Annotated in this window: 12 protein-coding genes; 8 read left to right on the forward strand and 4 right to left on the reverse strand. The window is 69.4% G+C overall.

Annotated features, from left to right (window positions below):
* Positions 1 to 10: 10 nt before the first annotated feature.
* A complete protein-coding gene (locus tag OHA61_RS33860; RefSeq protein ID WP_406306212.1) occupies positions 11 to 877 on the reverse strand; it encodes an EamA family transporter in 867 nt (288 codons plus the stop codon).
* A gap of 109 nt (positions 878 to 986) precedes the next feature.
* Between OHA61_RS33860 and OHA61_RS33865 the strand changes: the two genes are divergently transcribed.
* The 5 genes from OHA61_RS33865 to fxsT all read left to right on the forward strand — a co-directional run bounded on the left by OHA61_RS33865 (position 987) and on the right by fxsT (position 10,302).
* Positions 987 to 1,559: an XRE family transcriptional regulator gene (locus OHA61_RS33865; protein ID WP_324978511.1), complete on the forward strand. Its 573-nt coding sequence runs from the start codon at positions 987 to 989 to the stop codon at positions 1,557 to 1,559.
* A 43-nt stretch (positions 1,560 to 1,602) separates the two neighbouring features.
* Positions 1,603 to 2,166 (forward strand): YbaK/EbsC family protein, encoded by a 564-nt coding sequence (locus OHA61_RS33870; RefSeq protein ID WP_406306213.1) that lies wholly within the window; start codon positions 1,603 to 1,605, stop codon positions 2,164 to 2,166.
* 450 nt (positions 2,167 to 2,616) lie between these two features.
* Positions 2,617 to 4,896, forward strand: coding sequence for an FxsB family cyclophane-forming radical SAM/SPASM peptide maturase (locus tag OHA61_RS33875; RefSeq protein WP_406306214.1), 2,280 nt, complete (start codon positions 2,617 to 2,619; stop codon positions 4,894 to 4,896).
* Between the two features lie 94 nt (positions 4,897 to 4,990).
* Positions 4,991 to 6,322, forward strand: a complete 1,332-nt coding sequence (locus OHA61_RS33880) for a TIR-like protein FxsC (protein WP_406306215.1) — start codon at positions 4,991 to 4,993, stop codon at positions 6,320 to 6,322.
* Positions 6,322 to 10,302 (forward strand): FxSxx-COOH system tetratricopeptide repeat protein, encoded by a 3,981-nt coding sequence (fxsT, locus tag OHA61_RS33885; protein WP_406306216.1) that lies wholly within the window; start codon positions 6,322 to 6,324, stop codon positions 10,300 to 10,302. Before OHA61_RS33880 ends, fxsT begins: the two co-directional genes overlap by 1 nt.
* A gap of 6 nt (positions 10,303 to 10,308) precedes the next feature.
* Here fxsT and OHA61_RS33890 read toward each other — a convergent pair whose 3' ends face one another.
* Together OHA61_RS33890 and OHA61_RS33895 are read right to left on the reverse strand one after the other, a co-directional pair.
* Positions 10,309 to 11,172, reverse strand: coding sequence for an alpha/beta hydrolase (locus tag OHA61_RS33890; RefSeq protein WP_361909232.1), 864 nt, complete (start codon positions 11,170 to 11,172; stop codon positions 10,309 to 10,311).
* A gap of 132 nt (positions 11,173 to 11,304) precedes the next feature.
* On the reverse strand, positions 11,305 to 11,712 hold the full coding sequence (locus tag OHA61_RS33895; RefSeq protein WP_324978497.1) for a CoA-binding protein: 408 nt from the start codon (positions 11,710 to 11,712) through the stop codon (positions 11,305 to 11,307).
* A 101-nt stretch (positions 11,713 to 11,813) separates the two neighbouring features.
* On the opposite strand from OHA61_RS33895, the gene OHA61_RS33900 reads away from it, so the two are divergent.
* Genes OHA61_RS33900 through OHA61_RS33910 form a run of 3 tightly spaced genes read left to right on the forward strand, consistent with a single transcriptional unit; the run spans position 11,814 to position 16,786 of the window.
* Complete coding sequence (locus OHA61_RS33900) at positions 11,814 to 12,440, forward strand: YigZ family protein (protein WP_406306217.1); 627 nt, start codon at positions 11,814 to 11,816, stop codon at positions 12,438 to 12,440.
* Positions 12,441 to 12,482: 42 nt separating this feature from the next.
* Positions 12,483 to 13,649: an exonuclease SbcCD subunit D gene (locus tag OHA61_RS33905; RefSeq protein WP_406306218.1), complete on the forward strand. Its 1,167-nt coding sequence runs from the start codon at positions 12,483 to 12,485 to the stop codon at positions 13,647 to 13,649.
* Positions 13,646 to 16,786: an AAA family ATPase gene (locus OHA61_RS33910; protein WP_406306219.1), complete on the forward strand. Its 3,141-nt coding sequence runs from the start codon at positions 13,646 to 13,648 to the stop codon at positions 16,784 to 16,786. Before OHA61_RS33905 ends, OHA61_RS33910 begins: the two co-directional genes overlap by 4 nt.
* On the opposite strand, the gene OHA61_RS33915 is transcribed toward OHA61_RS33910, so the two are convergent.
* Positions 16,776 to 17,222 carry an Lrp/AsnC family transcriptional regulator gene (locus OHA61_RS33915; RefSeq protein WP_406306220.1) on the reverse strand — a complete coding sequence of 149 codons (447 nt, stop codon included), beginning with the start codon at positions 17,220 to 17,222 and terminating at the stop codon, positions 16,776 to 16,778. The two genes, OHA61_RS33910 and OHA61_RS33915, sit on opposite strands and share 11 nt — an antisense overlap.
* Between the last annotated feature and the right edge of the window lie 83 nt (positions 17,223 to 17,305).

The following is a 17,305-nucleotide window of genomic DNA, read 5'->3' on the forward strand; positions in this document are numbered from 1 at the left end:
GGGGCGGCGGTCAGCCCGTGGCCAGCAGGAGCGTGCCCACCAGCGCGAGCCCCGCGCCCGTCGCCTGGACCGCACGCAGCCGTTCCTTGAGCAGGACGAGCGCGGCGAGGACCGTCACCACCGGGTAGAGGTTCGCGAGTACGGCGGCGATGGTCACGGGGCCGTGCTGCGCGGCGATGGAGTAGGTGCCGTTGGCCGCGACGTCGGCGAGGCCGACGAAGGCGAGCGCCGGGATCGAGGCCCAGACGATCCGCATCCCGCCGTCCTCGGGCAGGGCCCGCGCCCCGCGCTTCACCGATACGAACAGGGCCGCGCCGCCGACCGTCACATTGGTGACGCGCTGCACGAACAGTGCGAGGAAGAGACCGGTGATCGTGGTCGACGCCTCGGAGATCAGGGCCATCACCGCGCCGAAGCCGAAGGCGGCGAGGAGGGTCAGCAGGATGGCCTGACGCTGCACCGGCGCACCGCGCAGCTGGGGTCCGCCCGCCAGCACGATTCCGGCCACGGCGACGGCGATGCCTGCAAACTGCAGCAGCCCGGGCCGCTCGCCGAGGATCAGACCGATGCCGACGGGCACGGCGACGCCAAGCGAGCCGAGCGGGGAGACGACACCCATCGGCCCGAGGGCGAGCGCTTTGTAGAAGGCGAGCATCGCCACGGGGCCGACGACACCGGCCGCGACGGCGTACCAGAGCTGCGGTCCGGCCTCCGCCCAGCCGCCGGTGGCGATGACGATCGCGCCGAGTACCACCACCGCGATCGCCTGCGAGGCGACGACGACCGTGAGGGCCGGCATGCGTCGCGTCAGCAGTCCGCCGCCGAAGTCGGCCAGACCCCACAGGAGGCTGGTGGCCAGGGCGAACAGTGCGGTCATGGCGGGCCTCGCAGTACAGTGCAGTGAACGTTTGGGTGCACCACACGGTAGTGCAATGTATTGAACTCTGTCATCCAGAATATTGGACGGCCGGACAGTTGGACGGAATGTGTCGGACCTCGATCAGCTCACCCAGTCGCTCGCCCGCAATCTCAAGCGCTGGCGCGGCGAGCGGGGGTTCACGCTCGATGCCCTGGCCGCCCGGGCAGGGGTCAGCCGGGGCATGATCATCCAGATCGAGCAGGCGCGGACGAATCCGAGCGTCGGGACCACGGTGAAGCTCGCGGACGCCCTCGGCGTCAGCATCACCACACTCCTCGACTACGAGCAGGGCCCGCAGGTCCGCCTCGTACCCCCGGAACAGGCAGTCCGCATGTGGTCCACATCGTCCGGCAGCTACACGACCCTGCTGGTCGGCACCGAGGGCGCCGGTCCCCTCGAACTCTGGGGCTGGAAGCTGATGCCCGGCGACACCAGCGAATCCGACCCGCACCCGGACGGCACGGTCGAGCTGCTCCATGTCACCGCCGGTGAGCTCACCCTCGTCGTCGACGGCGAGCCTCACGCCGTACCGGCGGGCACCTCCGCCACCTTCGAGGCGAACGCTCCGCACGTCTATCGCAACGAGGGGGACGAGCCGGTGGAGATGACCATGGCCGTCTCGATCCCGCCCGCGCGCTGAGCCGCTCAACCGCCAGTGTGGGAGCGGCTGTTAGCGTGGACCAATGCACGCTCCCATCGGTACTTTCGACGATGCCTGGCCCGCTGCCGACTGCCTCGAACTGCTCACCGAGCCCGTCGCCGACGCCGTGCGGGCCTGGCACGGGGACATCCCCGCCCAGCAGCTGATCTACGTCGACACCGACCCGGAGATCGCGGACACCGCCGCCTTCGTCGAGCACTACGGACGGGAGCTGCTCGAACAGTCGGCGAACTGTGTGGTGGTCTCGGGCAAGCGCGGCGGCGAGTCGACGCTCGCGGCGTGTGTGGTCCTGTCCAGTACGCGGGTCGATGTGAACGGGGTCGTCCGCAGGCAACTGGGCGCACGCAAGGCGTCGTTCGCCTCGATGGACACGGCGGTCGGCGAGACCGGAATGGAGTACGGCGGCATCACACCCATCGGGCTGCCCGCCGAATGGCCGCTGCTGGTCGACTCCTCCGTGATCGACACGGAGTGGGTGCTCATCGGAAGCGGACGCCGCCGCGGGAAGCTGATCGTGCCGGGGAAGGCGTTCGCGGAGCTGCCGGGTGCGGTGGTCGTCGAACGTCTCGGAATCGAGACGTCTTGAGTAGCCAAGGCCATGGCGGAGGCGGGCGACTGCCTTTTACTCTGGTACGCGCGCCCGCGCGTGTCGCCCGAACGGCTGGCCTGGTCGGGCATTCGGCAACCAAAGCGCCTGCAATTCGTTGGCGCCGAGGGGGGACACGTGTTGTGCGAAATGTCCGAATAAGCGGTATTGATTCACAATAGTCTCACTGGTGCGCATTCCTGCGTGCCATGAGCCATCCATACTGAAAGGCGCTCAATGGACACTGCCCTTGTCTCCGCGGTCGGCAGGCCCGAGGCCGCACCCCGTCAGCAGGTTACCCATCGGGAGCCGCTGGTGAAACAGGCCATTGGCCACGCTGGTGGGGACCTGCCCGAGTCCGTCCGTCGACTGTTGTCGGTCAGTGACGGGTCTCGTCCGTTGGGTGCAGCCTTTCAGTCCTCGATCTGAGTGACTGAAAGGAGCCGAGCCGTGGACCGGCCACTCCCGTCGTTGAGTCAGTTCGTGCTCAAGGTGCACAGCCGTTGTGATCTCGCGTGTGATCACTGCTATGTCTACGAGCACGCGGACTCGAGCTGGCGTGGTCGGCCCAGGGCAATGGCTGAAAAGGCGATGGAAAAGACGGCGGCACGCATCGCCGAGCATGCCAGGGCCCACCGGCTTTCGCTGGTCCAGGTCGTGCTGCACGGCGGGGAGCCGCTGCTGGCCGGGCCCATCCGATTAAGGAAGGCCGCCGAGGAGCTGTACGGCGCCCTGGACGGCGTGTGCGCCCTGGATCTGCGCATTCACACCAACGGAGTGTTGCTCGACGAGCGCTTCTGCGATCTCTTCGCCGAACTGGACATCAAAGTCGGCGTATCGCTCGACGGTGACAAGGCATCCAACGACCGCCATCGCCGCTATGCCGACGGCCGCAGCAGCCATCCGCAGGTGCTGCGGGCCGTGGATCTCCTCAACCGGCCAGCGTACCGGCGGCTGTTTGCGGGACTGCTGTGCACGATCGATGTCGAGAACGACCCCCTTGCGGTGTACGACGCCCTGGTCGCCCTGCGTCCCCCGCGCATCGACTTCCTTCTGCCCCATGCGACCTGGGATGTGCCACCCCCGCGGCCGGGGGCGTCGGCGACGCCCTACGCGGACTGGCTCGGCGCCATCTACCGGCGCTGGGACGGTTACGGGCGGCCGGTCCCCGTGCGGATCTTCGACTCCGTGCTGCGCACACTGCGCGGTGAGAGCAGCCTGACCGAGTCGCTGGGCCTGGCGCCCGCCGATCTTGTCGTCATCGAGACCGACGGCACCTTCGAACAGGCCGACAGTCTCAAGACCGCCTATGACGGCGCACCTGTCACGGGCATGGACGTCTTCGCGAACTCCTTGGACGAGGTGCTCGAGCATCCCGGAATGCTCGCCCGTCAGCTCGGAGTTGAGCAGCTCAGCGATCAGTGCCGCGCCTGCCCGGTGGTCACCTCCTGCGGCGGTGGCCTCTACGCCCACCGCTACCGGACCGGAAGCGGATTCGACAATCCCTCCGTCTTCTGCCCCGATCTGATGGCACTGATCACGAGTATCCGCGACAGGGAAGCCACAGCGGCGGCACAGCCGGCCGGGCCCCTGCGATCCGGGGAAGCCGACGACCTCGACGAACTGGCCACGGGATTCGGCAGTGCGGACACCGTGGGGCGCCTGGCGGCCGCCCAACTCGACCTCAACCGGGAACTGCTGGCCGCCGTGAGCGAGCGTGCCCCAGTCGCCGACAGGGCCGCGGCGGCGGCATCAGAGCTGCTGCGGCAACTGGACCAGGACGCCCCACACGCGGTGGACGCGGTGCTGGCTCACCCGTATACGCGTCCCTGGGCCCTGCGCGTCCTGAAGGGCTGGGGGTCGGGGACCATCACGGCAGGTCTCGCCGAGCTCGCGGCGGCCAGTGCGATGAGGGCGCGGAGCGAGGTCACAGTCGTCGTCCCGGTGAGCGACGGACTGCTGCGGCTGCCCGGTATCGGCGCGGTGACTCTGGGACACGTTTCCGGCCACGCGGAGGTGGCCATGGACGTCGAGGGCTTCTCCGTACGGGCTGCGGGCAGGATGCTGCGGATCGCCTGGGAGGAGGGGGTTGACGGACTCACTCCGCACTGGCAGCCCGTGCGACTGGTCGAACTTCCCGGCTGGACCGTGGCGTTGGAGGACACCGACCCGCTGAGAGACGCCTATGAGCGGCCCGCGGCTCAGCGCCTGTCCGCCGGTGAGGCGAAGAATTGGGCAGAGGACCTGACCGAGGCCTGGTCGTTGATCCAGCGTCAACTGCCGTTGTACGGACCGGGCTTGGTGGCAGGCCTGCGAGCCATCACCCCGCTGCACGCTTCGGACGGCGGTGATTTCGGCGCCGCTTCCAGAGAAGCCTTCGGAGCGGTGGGGGCGGTCAGGCCCGGCTCGCCGGACCTGTTGGCACTGGTGATCATCCGCGAGTTCCAGCAGATGAAGCTGGGTGCGGTACTGGACCGTCACGATCTCTGCCCGGGGCCGCTCGTCGGCCTGATGCAGGAGGCGTACGCGCAGCTCGCGGTGGCGGACTTCTGGCGCGTACGGAGGCTTACGGCGGACGGCGAGTCTGCGCGCACGGCGCGGGCGCAGTGCGTCGACCGGCGCAGACAGGCCGCCAGGGCTGTCGAAGGGCTGGCCGGATCAGGTGCGCTGACGCCCCTTGGCGAGCGATTTGTGGCGGGGATGACGAGCAGGCTTCGCGCATTCGACTGAGGGGAGACGCGGGCAGGCGTGTTCGCGCTGTTCCGCTGAGTAATCGGCGTTTCTACACTGAGGGATCCATCGACATGGACCGGGGGAGACGTTGTTGCTTGGAGCCATGGGGGCGGGGGGAGATGGATCAGAGCCATACTTCTTCCTCAGCTATGCACACACGCCGAAGAATCATCCGAAGGACAAAGACCCGAACATCTGGGTGAAGAGGCTGCACAGCGATCTGTGCGATCACGTGCGCCAGCTCACCTCGCTTCCGGCTGGTGCGCCGGCCGGGTTCCTGGATCAGGAGATGCAGCCCGGGGAAGGCTGGCAGGAGCGGCTGTCGGAGGCTCTGGCCTACTGCAGGGTCTTCGTGCCGCTCTATTCGCCGCGCTACTTCCTGAGTGAACAGTGCGGCCGTGAATGGTTTGTCTTCTCCAAACGCGCGGCACACCATCAGGCGCGCAACAACAGCAGCCCGGTGACCGGGATCGTTCCGGCGCTGTGGGTTCCGGTGCCGGCGAAGCAGCTTCCGCATCCGGCGGAGCGGCTGCAGTTCAACCATGCGACGTTCGGGGAAGATTATGCCGACGAGGGGTTCTACGGGCTGATCAAGCTCAGATACTTGCGGGACCAGTACGAGCGCGCGGTCTATCTCCTCGCGAAGCGCATCGTGAGCGTGGCCGAGCAGACACAGATATCCGAGGGCGATCCCCGCCAGGACTACGGGTCGATGCCCAGCGCGTTCGGACCGCCCGGTCATCCACGGGAGATGGAGGTTTCGGTCCTCGCCTGTTCGCGGTCCAGTCTTCCTCCGGACCGGGGCTCCGACTGTTACGGCCCCCGTCCGCGCGACTGGAATCCGTACCATCCCAAATCCTCCCGACCGATTGCCGACCACGCCGTCGATCTCGTCAGAAACCTGGACTACCGGGTGAGCGTCGGGGATTTCGAGACCGAAGCGGAGCGCCTTTTGGCTCCGGGGCCGCCGCGGGCGCCGAGCCTTCTTCTGCTGGACCGCTGGGCGCTCGACGCCCCGCACCGCAGGGACCTGGTGCGGCGGCTGTGCGCCGAGGACCGGCCGTGGATCAGCGTCATGATTCCCTGGAACCGGGAGGACCCCGAATCGCGGGAGCGGGAGGGGGAGTTGGGTGCGGCCACGGAAGCGTCTCTGGCTCCGAGGCCGGATTCGAGTGGCGGGCATCGGTCGTCGAGTGGTGGACTGCCCACGCTGGAGGCGTTCAGCCAGGAGCTGCCGGGCGCGGTGAAGTCGGCGGACAAGCACTACGCGGCCCATGCGCGGACCTATCCGCCACCAGGACCCAGCGCTGCGATCCCACGGGTGCTTCCCTCGGGGATCGGCTACGGAGCGGCAGTTCCCGCATCCACCGCTCATGACACGGAGCAGCCAAAAGGCAACGCCGACAAGGGGGAGGGGTCGTGATGACAGGGAATCGCGAAGGGACCATTGTCACCTTCTACTCGTACAAGGGCGGCACGGGCCGCACCATGGCGCTGGCCAACGTCGCCTGGATTCTGGCGGCGAACGGCTATCGAGTGCTGGCCGTCGACTGGGACCTGGAAGCACCGGGCCTGCACCGCTTCTTCCACCCGTTTCTCGATCTCCCCGTCCTGGAAGCCACTCCCGGGCTGATCAATCTGATCACCGAATACCAGGAGGAGGCCCGGCGGCCCGCGCAGCGCGAACACGACTGGCACCGCGACTATGCGCGGGTCAGGCCGCACGCCACCTCTCTGGACTGGGCCTTTCCGCAAGGTGGCAGTCTGGACTTCCTCTCCGCCGGCAGGCGCAATCGCGACTATTCGGCGACCGTCGGAAGAATGGACTGGGACGACTTCTACGAGCGTTTCGGGGGCGGTCAGTTCTTCGACGCGATGCGTGCGGACATGCGCCGTCACTACGACTACACCTTGATCGACAGCAGGACCGGACTCAGCGATATCGCCGATATCTGCACGGTCCAGATGCCGCAGGTTCTCGTGGTCTGCTTCACCCTGAGCGACCAGAGCATCAATGGCGCGTCAGAAGTGGCCCGCGACATCGCGGAGCGGTACCACGACAAGAACATCCGCATTCTGCCGGTTCCGATGCGCATAGACGACGGCGAGAAGGAGAAGGCCGACGCCGGTCGCGCACTGGCCAGGGAGAGCTTCCCCGGGCTTCCTGCCGGGCTGAGCAGGGACGAACTCGCCAATTACTGGGGATCGGTTGAGGTTCCGTACCGGCCCTTCTACGCGTATGAGGAAATCCTCGCGACCTTCGGTGACGCTCCGAACATTTCCAGTTCGATGCTCACCGCCTGCGAGCGGCTCACCTCCGTGCTCACCGATGGGCTGGTGAGTACGCTGCCACCGATCGACGAGGCGGAACGGCGCGCCCATGTGAAGTCCTATACGCGGCGACCGCCGGTTCCGCAGTCCAATGTGGTGCTGCCCTATGTGGCCGAGGACCAACTGTGGGCCGACTGGCTCGAATCGGTACTCAGCCGCAGCGGATTCAGCGTGGCGCCGGTGGATGTCCGTTCGGGACGACTCGCCGGTGTCGAAGCGGAATTCGGGTCCGCCGGGGCGTACACCGTGCTTGCCGTGGTCTCGCAGGCCTTTCTCGACGCGCAGCCGGACGGGAACCTGTGGGAGTCGTCCACGAGTCTCGATTCCTCCGTCGGCCGCCGTCAGTTGGTCCCGGTCCGAGTCGGTGACGTACGCCGCAATCTGCCCATCAGCATCCGGGGCGTCGATCTGGTGCGGCTCGACGAGGAGGATGCGGCGACCGCGCTGCTGTCCGCGATGGACCGGGGGGAGAGAGCCGCCATGTCCCGGCCGGCCGCGGCGGCCGGAGTGCGCTACCCCGGTTCCGTACCCAAGGTGTGGAATCTGCGGCCCCGCCACTCCTGGTTCACCGGGCGTGCCTCCGTCCTTGACCGACTGCGCGACCAGCTGCGCGGCGACACCCGCTCCGGCCAGCGCTTCCCCCAAGTCCTCTACGGACTGGGGGGCGTTGGCAAGACGCAAGTGGCCCGTGAGTACGCACACCGCTTCCGCGCCGACTACGACTTGGTGTGGTGGGTGGAGGCGGAACAGCCCGACCGTGTGGTGTCCTCACTCGCGGAGCTGGCCGCGGAGCTCGGTCTGAGGGCCGGTGATGTGGTCGCCGAGGCCGCCGAGGCCGCGGTGCAGGCGCTGCGCAGGGGCGAACCGTACTCCCGCTGGTTATTGATCTTCGACAATGTGGAGGATCTCGACGGTGCACTGAAGCTGCTCCCCGAAGAGACCGGCCCCGTGTCCCAGGGCGTATACGGCCATGTCCTGGCCACCTGCCGCAACAAGCCACGATCGACGCGGCTGGAACCGATGGAGGTCGAGGTCTTCACCCGCCCCGAGAGCGTCGAGCACCTGTGCCGCAGGGTGTCGAAACTGCCCTCCCGGGATGCCGACCGGGTGGCCGAGGCTGTCGGTGACCTCCCGCTTGCGGTGGAAGTGGCGGCTGCCTGGCTCGCCGAGACGGCCACTCCGGTGGACTCCTACGTGGAGCAGCTGAAGGAGCAGAGCACCAAGGTCCTCTCACTCGGCAAGCCCGAGGACTACTCCCTGCGGATCGGCGCGACCTGGAACATTTCGATCGCGCGGCTGCGCGAGGAGTCCAAAGCGGCTGTTCGGCTGCTCGAGCTGTGTTCGTTCTTCTCCGCGGAGCCGATATCGATGCAGCTGATCGGCAGTGACTCGATGCTTCAGTCGCTGCTGCCGTACGACCCCGACCTGCGGGAAAGGTACATGCTGGGCAAGGTCATCGAGACCCTGAACCGCTTCGCGCTGGCCAAGGTGGACCAGGACCCGGTGGACAGCAGAATCCAGGTCCACCGGCTGGTACAGGCAGCGGTCCGGGCCGGACTCTCGCCGGAGGAACAGGAAAAGGCGAAGCACGAAGTGCATCGCGTTCTCGCCGAGGCCCGGCCGGCGGAGCGGGCGGACAGGGACAATCCCGTCAACGACCCCAAGAGCTGGCCGAGTTTCGACCTGATCTGGCCCCACCTCGATCCGTCGGGCATCGCGGACTGCGACGAGGAGAACGTACGGCAGCTGATGGTCGACCGCGTCCGCTACCTGCTCAAGCGCGGTGAACTCGAGGCCGCGCGGGTCCTGGGCTCGCAGCTCAACGAGACCTGGTCCCGTGAGCTGGGCGAGAACGACCTCCAGACCCTGAACATGCGCTTCGAGCTGGCCAACGCCCTGCGGGCGCAGGGGAAGTACCACGAGGCCCACGACATGGACGAGGACACCCTCGCCCGCCAGATCCATGTGCTCCATGAGGACCACCCGCATGACGACCATCCCAGCATTCTGATCACCACCGGCAGCCTGGCCGCCGATCTGCGCGGCCTGGGGCGGTTCGACGACGCGCTGGAAAGGGACCGGCGGATCTACTACGGATTCCGCCAGATCTTCGGCGAGAACCATCCGCGCACGCTCATGGCGGCCAACAACCTGGCGATCGACTACCGGCTCACCGGTGACAGCGAACGGGCCCGCAGGCTGGATGAGAAGACGGTGGAGCGTCGCAGCGCACTGCTGGGCGAAGACCATCCGTTCACCCTGACGACCAAGGGTCACCTCGCTCGTGACCTGCGGGAAACCGGGGAGTACAGGTCCTCGGTACAGGTCCTGCGCGAGGTCGTGGCCGCGTTCGAGCGCGTACTGAACACGGATGTGCCCGAGGTGCTGCGAACGGCCAAGAGCCTCGCGGTCTCCCTCCGCAAGGCCGGCGAACCGCACGAGGCGAAACGCATCACGGAGGAGACGTACAAGCGCTACCGGGGGCGGTACGGACCGAAGGTGCCCGACGCCCTCGCCTGCGGGCTCAACCTGGCCGCCGACTATTCGGCGGTCGGAGACAAGCAGGCGGCACTCGACCTCGCCCTGCAGATCCTGGACGGGTACCGCGAGACGCTGGGCAACGACCATCCCTTCACCCTGGCCTGCCGCAACAACGTGACCATCTACCAGCGCGGTCTCGACGCCCCGGCTCAGGCGGCGGAAGCGGGTGAAGTGATCCGCACGGCGCTGGAGGGGGCGTTGGGCACGCGTCATCCCTTCACCCTGTGCGCGGCGATCAATCTCGCCAACTCCTACGGGGACTTGGGAGAGCACGAGAAGGCAGAGCACTGGGAACGGGCCGCGCTGGAAGGCCTGTTGCACCGGTACGAGCCGACGCACCCGGATGTACTGGCCTGCCGGACCAATCTCGCGATCACGCTGCGTTCGGCAGGAAGAGAGGAAGAGGCTCAGCAATTGCGCACGGAGACGCTGGCGTCCGCCACCAAACAGCTGGGCGTGAAGCATCCGATCACCGAGGCGGCACGGGAGTGGCGGCGCGTCAACCGCGACCTCGAGCCGCAGCCGGTCTGAGGCGGCTCACGAGGTGGCCCAGCTCAGTACGCGCGTGAGCACCTGCAGCGCACCGAAGTGGGCCGCCCCGCGCTTCACCGCCAGTTGCGCGCCGGGAATCCGCTCGGCCAGCCACCGGGTGTGCTGCACCGGGGCGAAGACATCGTCCTCGCCGTGCCAGAGCAGCACCCGCGCTCTGATGTCCTCGGGGCGGAACTCCCAGTCCGTGCTGAACGCCATGATGTCGTCGACCCAGCCGTCGGCCGAACTGCGCAGCGCTTCCTTGAAGTTGCGTACGAGCATGGACTGGATGGCGACGTCGGCCACGATCCCGCGGTCGGACTCCGGCAGCACGCGGAGCATGTCGGCGACCCAGCCCGCCGGGTCCGCCCGGATCGCCGTCGCGCGGAACCGCAGCGCGGCGGCCAGCTGTCCAAGGCCGGCTGCCGCGTTGATGTACTCCCGGACATTGGACTCGGTCATGCCCTCGAACCAGTCGAGGCCCTGGGCATCACGTGGAGCCAGCCCGACGAGCGCGGCCGTACGCGTCGCGCGCTTGGGCAGCAGAGCCGCGCAGGCCAGAGCATGCGGAGCGCCGCCGGAGCGCCCTACGACGGCGAACTCGTCGAGCCCCAGTTCGTCGGCGATCGTCTCGACATCGTCCGCGGCATTGGCCACCCGCCGCCCCGGTAATCGATCCGACCCGCCGTACCCGGGACGGTCGAAGGTGATCAGACGCACCCCCATCCGGTACAGCAGTCCGCTGCGCGGAGCCTGACCCAGCCGGCTGCCCGGAGTGCCGTGCAAGAGAAAGACCGGCCTGCCCTGTGGATTTCCCTGGTGCTCCACAGCAAGAGTCCGGCCGTCCCGGGTGCGAATCAGCTGCCCCAACTGGTGCCTCCCCCGTGTGGTCGGTACGCCGCAAGTATGGGCGCACGCCGGGGGCGTGGTACATACCCGAACAACCCCAGTCCGCTCGTGCGGGGGCGTGTCCGGCTGTCGTCGGCGGGCCGCTCGGCGCCGTCAGCCCAGCCGCGGGATCTCGATCGCCGGGCAGCGGTCCATGACCATGTCCAGGCCGCTGGCGCGGGTGCGCTCATAGGCGTCCTCGTCGATCACGCCCAGCTGGAACCAGACCGCCTTCGCGCCGATCGCCGCCGCCTCGTCCGCGACCGCTCCCGCGAGGCCCGAATTGACGAAGACGTCGACCACGTCGACGTCGAAGGGGATGTCCGCGAGCGTCGCGTACCCCTGCTCGCCGTGGACCGTCTCGGCCTTGGGGTGCACCGGGACGATGCGCTTGCCGTAGCGCTGGAGGACGTCGGCGACCCCGTACGCCGCCCGTGACTGGTTGTTCGACAGGCCGACCACCGCCCAGGTGTCGCCCGTGGAGGTAAGGATCCTGCGGATCGTCTCTGCGTCTGCGTACATGCATCACACAACGGGTGGCCCGCGCGGAGCATTCCCCTCCGCTTCCCTCGCCTCCGCTTCCCTCTGCGCTCGTGCCCTTCGCAGGCGCATAGGGTGGCCGGATGCAGGAGCAGTACCGGACGGTCGCCCGCGCGGGCGTGCACGAGACCGAGATCAACAGATCGCGCTTCATCTGCGCGCTCGCGCCCGCCGCGACCGAACAGGAGGCGCAGGCCTTCGTCGCACGCATCCGCAAGGAGCACCCGACGGCCACGCACAACTGCTTCGCGTACGTCATCGGCGCCGATGCCTCCGTACAGAAGGCGAGCGACGACGGCGAACCCGGCGGCACGGCGGGTGTGCCCATGCTGCAGATGCTGATGCGGCGCGACGTCCGGTATGTCGTGGCCGTCGTGACCCGGTACTACGGCGGTGTCAAACTTGGCGCGGGCGGGCTGATCAGGGCGTACGGCTCAGTCGTCGGCGAGGCCCTGGACGCGCTCGGCACCATCACCCGCCGGCGCTTCCGGCTGGCCACCGTCACGGTCGACCACCAGCGGGCGGGCAGGCTGGAGAACGAGCTGCGGGCGACCGGTCGCACGGTGCGCGAGGTGCGGTACGGGGAGGCGGTGACGATCGAGATCGGGCTGCCGGACGCCGATGTGGACGCCTTTGCGGGCTGGCTGGCCGACGCCACGGCGGGGACGGCGGGACTGGAGCTGGGGGACGAGGCGTATGGAGACGCCTGAAGCCGCCCGTGATGTCAGACCCCACCGATACTCTCGGGGATCATGAGATTCCTGCATACGTCGGACTGGCACCTGGGGCGTTCGCTCCACCGGGTGAGCATGCTCGACGCCCAGGCCGCGTTCCTCGACCACCTGGTGGCGACGGTGCGCGATCGCGACGTGGACGCGGTACTGGTCGCGGGAGATGTGTACGACCGGGCGGTGCCGCCGCTCGCCGCCGTCGAGCTGTTCGACCGCGCGCTGCACCAGCTCGCCGCCGCCGGTGTGCCGACCGTGATGATCTCCGGGAACCACGACTCGGCGCGCCGGCTCGGTGTCGGGGCGGGGCTGATCGAGCGTGCCGGGATCCATCTGCGGACCGATCCTGCCGGGTGCGCCACACCGGTGCTGCTGGGCGACGCGCACGGACCGGTGGCCTGCTACGGACTCCCGTATCTCGAACCGGCCCTGGTGAAGGACGAGTTCAGGACGGAGAAGGCGGGCCACGAGTCGGTCATCGGCGCGGCCATGGAGCGGGTGCGCGCCGACCTCGCGACCCGGGAGCCGGGGACCAGATCCGTCGTCCTCGCCCACGCCTTCGTGGCGGGCGGCCAGGAGAGCGACAGCGAGCGGGACATCACCGTCGGAGGCGTATGCGCCGTGCCCGCCGGGGTCTTCGACGGCGTGGACTATGCCGCCCTCGGCCATCTGCACGGCTGTCAGACCATCACCGAGCGCGTGCGCTACTCCGGATCGCCGCTCGCCTACTCCTTCTCGGAGACGAGCCACCGCAAAACCATGTGGCTCATCGAACTCGGCGCGCACGGCGACATCGAGGCAGAGCGCATCGACTGCCCCGTTCCGCGGCCGCTCGCCCGGCTGCGCGGACCGCTCGGCGAACTGCTCGACGACCCGGCCCTCGCAGCGCACGAGCAGTCGTTCGTCGAGGCCACGATTACCGACGCCGTCCGCCCGGCCGAGCCGATGGCACGCCTGGCCGAGCGCTTCCCGTACACCCTCAGCCTGGTCTTCGAGCCCGAGCGCACCGGCAAGGAGGAGATTCTCTCCTATGCACAGCGGCTGAAGGGACGCGACGACCAGCAGATCGCCGAGGACTTCGTGGCCCATGTGCGCGGCGGCAGCGGGCCCGACGGACTTGAGCGCACCGTGCTGCGCGGTGCTTTCGACGACGTACGGGTGGACGACGGCGTGCGCGAGGTGGCCAGGTGAGACTGCACAGGCTGAGCCTCACAGCCTTCGGCCCCTTTGCAGCCGCCCAGGAAGTCGACTTCGACGAGCTCTCCGAGGCCGGGATCTTTCTGCTGCACGGCCCGACCGGAGCAGGCAAGACCTCTGTCCTCGACGCCGTCTGCTTCGCCCTGTACGGGGCGGTGCCCGGCGCGCGGCAGAGTCCCGGCGCCTCGCTGCGCAGCGACCACGCGGCGGCCGGGACCTTCACCGAGGTCTGCCTCGAACTGACCGTGGCCGGACGGCGGTTGGAGATCCGGCGGCGGCCCGCCCAGCCCCGCCCCAAGAAGAACGGGCAGGGCTTCACGACCGAACGGGCCCAGAGCTGGCTGCGCGAATACGACGCCAAGGAAGGCGCGTGGAAGGCGCTGAGCCGTTCCCACCAGGAGATCGGCGAGGAGATCGCGCAGCTTCTGGGGATGAGCCGCGACCAGTTCTGCCAGGTGGTGCTGCTGCCGCAGGGGGACTTCGCCCGCTTCCTGCGCGCCGATGCGGAGGCTCGCGGCAAGCTGCTCGGGCGGCTCTTCGACACACGCCGCTTCGCCGCGGTCGAGGAGCGCCTGGCCGACCGGCGGCGCGCGGCCGAACAGCAGGTACGGGCCGGTGACGAGCGGCTGCTCGCCATCGCCCACCGGATGGAGCAGGCCGCGGGCGCGACGGCGGGGGACTGGCCGCCGCCCCGGCAGCAGCCGGGCGACCCCGGTCTCGCCACGGCCGTCCTGGAGTGGGCGGCCGTCGCCCGCGCGGGTGCCCGGGAGACGCTGGACATCGGGGACTGCGCGCTGGCCGCGGCGGAAAGCCGGCAGGCGGCCGCGCGCCACGCCCTGGACGCCGAGCGCGAACTGGCCAGGCTGCAGACGAGATACGCGGACGCACGGGAGCGGCGCGAGGCAGTGGAGGCGCGGCGCCCCGAGCGGGACCAGAACCAGGCCACGCTGGAACGGGCCCGCAAGGCGGAGCTCGTCGAGCCCGCGCTGAGGCTTCGGGACGACGCCGAGCGAGAACACCGCACCGCGCACGCCGGCCGCGACCGGGCGCGCGGCGGGCTGCCGCCCGAGCTCAGGGACGCGGGAGCGGAGCAGCTGTCGGCCCTGGAGCGGAAGCTGCGCCAGGACCTGGGCGGCCTGGAAGCCGCCCGGCGGGCGGAGCGGCGAAGCGCTGAGATCACCGGTGAGCGGGCGGACCTCGACCGTCAGGCCCGGGCGGACGAGGACCTGCTCCAGGACGCGGCGAGCTGGCTGGCGGACTGGGACAGGGTCCGGCGGACCGGCCAGGAACGGATCGCGGCCGCGCAGGAAGCGGCGACGCGCGCGGAACACCTCGCGGGGAAGCTCGATCCGGCGCGCCGCAAGGCACGGGCAGCCCGCGAACGGGACGAACTGGCGGCACGCACGGCGCAGATGGAGGAGAGGCTGCGTACGGCACGTGAGCGCGCGAACGCGGCCCACGAGAGCTGGCTCGACCTCAAGGAACGCCGGCTGAGGGGCATCGCGGCGGAGTTGGCCACAGGTCTGGTCCCCGGCGAAGCCTGCGCGGTCTGCGGTTCGGCCGACCACCCGGCCCCCGCCCGGGCGGGCGCGGGGCACGTCGACCGCGCGGCCGAGGACGCGGCGTACCGGGACTACACGCGAGCGGACGCCGCCAAGACGGACACGGAACGCGAACTGGCGGTAGTGCACGAGGCGTTCACGACGGCGAGGGACGAGGCGCGGACGCCGGCGCCGGGTTCGGAACCGGCAGGGGATGCGGGTGCCGCGTTGCGGGCGGGCGCGGGGCTTGATGTGGCGGCTGGTCAGCCGGGTGAGACGCCGGACGGGACCGGAACCTTCTCCGGGACCGGCGCCGAGCCCGACGCCGCCGAACTGTTCGCCCTCGTCGAGGAGTTGGAGAGCGAGTACCGTCACGCGCACCACGTCGCCTCCGGCATGCACGACGCGCGCGAGGCGCTCGACCGCGCCGAGCGGGAGCACGAAGGGCGGCTCGCCGCTCAGCAGCAGGCCGAGCGACGGGTCGCGGCGCGGACTTCGCAGCGCGAAGGCCTCGACCGGGAACAGGCGGCGCTGGAAAGCGAGTTGGTCCGGGCCCGGGGCGGCGCGGCCAGTGTCGCCGAGCATGCCGACCTGCTGGAGCACAGGGTGGGCCTGCTGGCCGGGGCAGCCGACGCCGTGCGGTCCTTCGACCTCACCGCGCAGCGGCTGAAGGAGGCCGACGACCGGCTGGCCGACGCCGCGTTCCGGGCCGGGTTCGACACACCGCGCGCCGCGGCCGCCGCGCTGCTCTCAGTAGCTGAGCAGCGTGGCCTGCAGCACCGCATCGACGCCTGGCAGACCGAGGCGGCCGCGGTCGCCGACCGGCTGGCCGAGGCGGACACCCGCAGCGCCGCGGAGCATCCGCCCGCCGACCCGGAAGCCGCCCGCGTCGCCCACGACGACGCCGAGCGGGCACTGCGCGATGCCGCGTCCGTGCTCGCCGCCGCCCGCGACCGGTGCGCCGAGCTCGCGAGACTGTCCCGCGGGGCCGTGGCGGAAGTACTCCGATTGGGCCCGCTGCGCGAGGAGTACGACCGGGTCGCCCGGCTCGCCGCGCTCACGGCCGGCACATCCGCCGACAACGAACGCAAGATGCGTCTCGAGTCGTACGTGCTCGCAGCCCGCCTCGAACAGGTCGCGGCCGCGGCCACAGCCCGGCTGCAGCGTATGTCGTCCGGCCGCTACACCCTGGTGCACAGCGACACCAAAGCGGGCGGCAGGCGCTCCGGGCTGGGCCTGCATGTCGTGGACGCCTGGACGGGAAGCGAACGTGACACGGCGACGCTCTCCGGCGGTGAGACCTTCTTCGCCTCACTCGCCCTCGCACTCGGCCTCGCCGATGTCGTCACCGACGAGGCCGGGGGTGTACGGCTCGACACCCTCTTCATCGACGAGGGCTTCGGCAGCCTGGACGACCAGACTCTGGACGAGGTGCTCGACGTCCTCGACTCGCTGCGCGAACGGGACCGCAGCGTCGGCATCGTCAGCCATGTCGCCGATCTGCGCCGCCGTATCCCCGCCCAGTTGGAGATCGTCAAGGAGCGGCACGGCTCCGTCGTTCGGCTCCGTTCGGCCCCCCTCAGCGGCTGATGGCCCGCCGGGGCAGTGGGGATGAGTAGACAACGCTGGTGGTGACCGACCCCAGCGCACCGATCTTTCCCGAGACCTCCTCGAGATGGGTCATCGAGCGCGTCGCGACCTTGAGGACGAAGCAGTCGTCGCCGGTCACATGGTGGGCCTCAAGGATCTCCGGCGTCGTATCCAGCAGATCGTGGAAGGGCTTGTAGTTGCCGTTGGGATAGCGCAGCCGTACGAACGCGAGGATGGGCAGACCGAGCCGCTCCTGGTCGACGACCGCGGTGTAGCCCGCGATGACCCCGGCCTCCTCCAGCCGCCGCACCCGTTCGGTGACGGCGCTCGCGGACATGGAGACGGCTCTGGCCAGCTCGGCGAAGGTTGCCCGGCCCTCGTGCTGGAGTGCCTGCAGGATGCGCCAGTCGGTGGCGTCCGGTGAATATCCGGTCATGTCCGAGAGATAACAGGGGAATCCCCGGCCGATCAAGACAGGCCCCGGGGATTCTCACTTCAGCCCGACGATCACCGATCGTA

Source organism: Streptomyces sp. NBC_00885, from assembly GCF_045207475.1.
In the GTDB taxonomy this organism is placed as follows: Bacteria; Actinomycetota; Actinomycetes; order Streptomycetales; family Streptomycetaceae; genus Streptomyces.

Coding starts and splice junctions, on each gene's coding strand:
- OHA61_RS33860 (WP_406306212.1), bottom strand. CDS start 877: ATGACCGCACTGTTCGCCCTGGCCACCAGCCTCCTGTGGGGTCTGGCC.
- OHA61_RS33870 (WP_406306213.1), top strand. CDS start 1,603: ATGCACGCTCCCATCGGTACTTTCGACGATGCCTGGCCCGCTGCCGAC.
- fxsT (WP_406306216.1), top strand. CDS start 6,322: ATGACAGGGAATCGCGAAGGGACCATTGTCACCTTCTACTCGTACAAG.
- OHA61_RS33895 (WP_324978497.1), bottom strand. CDS start 11,712: ATGTACGCAGACGCAGAGACGATCCGCAGGATCCTTACCTCCACGGGC.
- OHA61_RS33900 (WP_406306217.1), top strand. CDS start 11,814: ATGCAGGAGCAGTACCGGACGGTCGCCCGCGCGGGCGTGCACGAGACC.
- OHA61_RS33905 (WP_406306218.1), top strand. CDS start 12,483: ATGAGATTCCTGCATACGTCGGACTGGCACCTGGGGCGTTCGCTCCAC.
- OHA61_RS33915 (WP_406306220.1), bottom strand. CDS start 17,222: ATGACCGGATATTCACCGGACGCCACCGACTGGCGCATCCTGCAGGCA.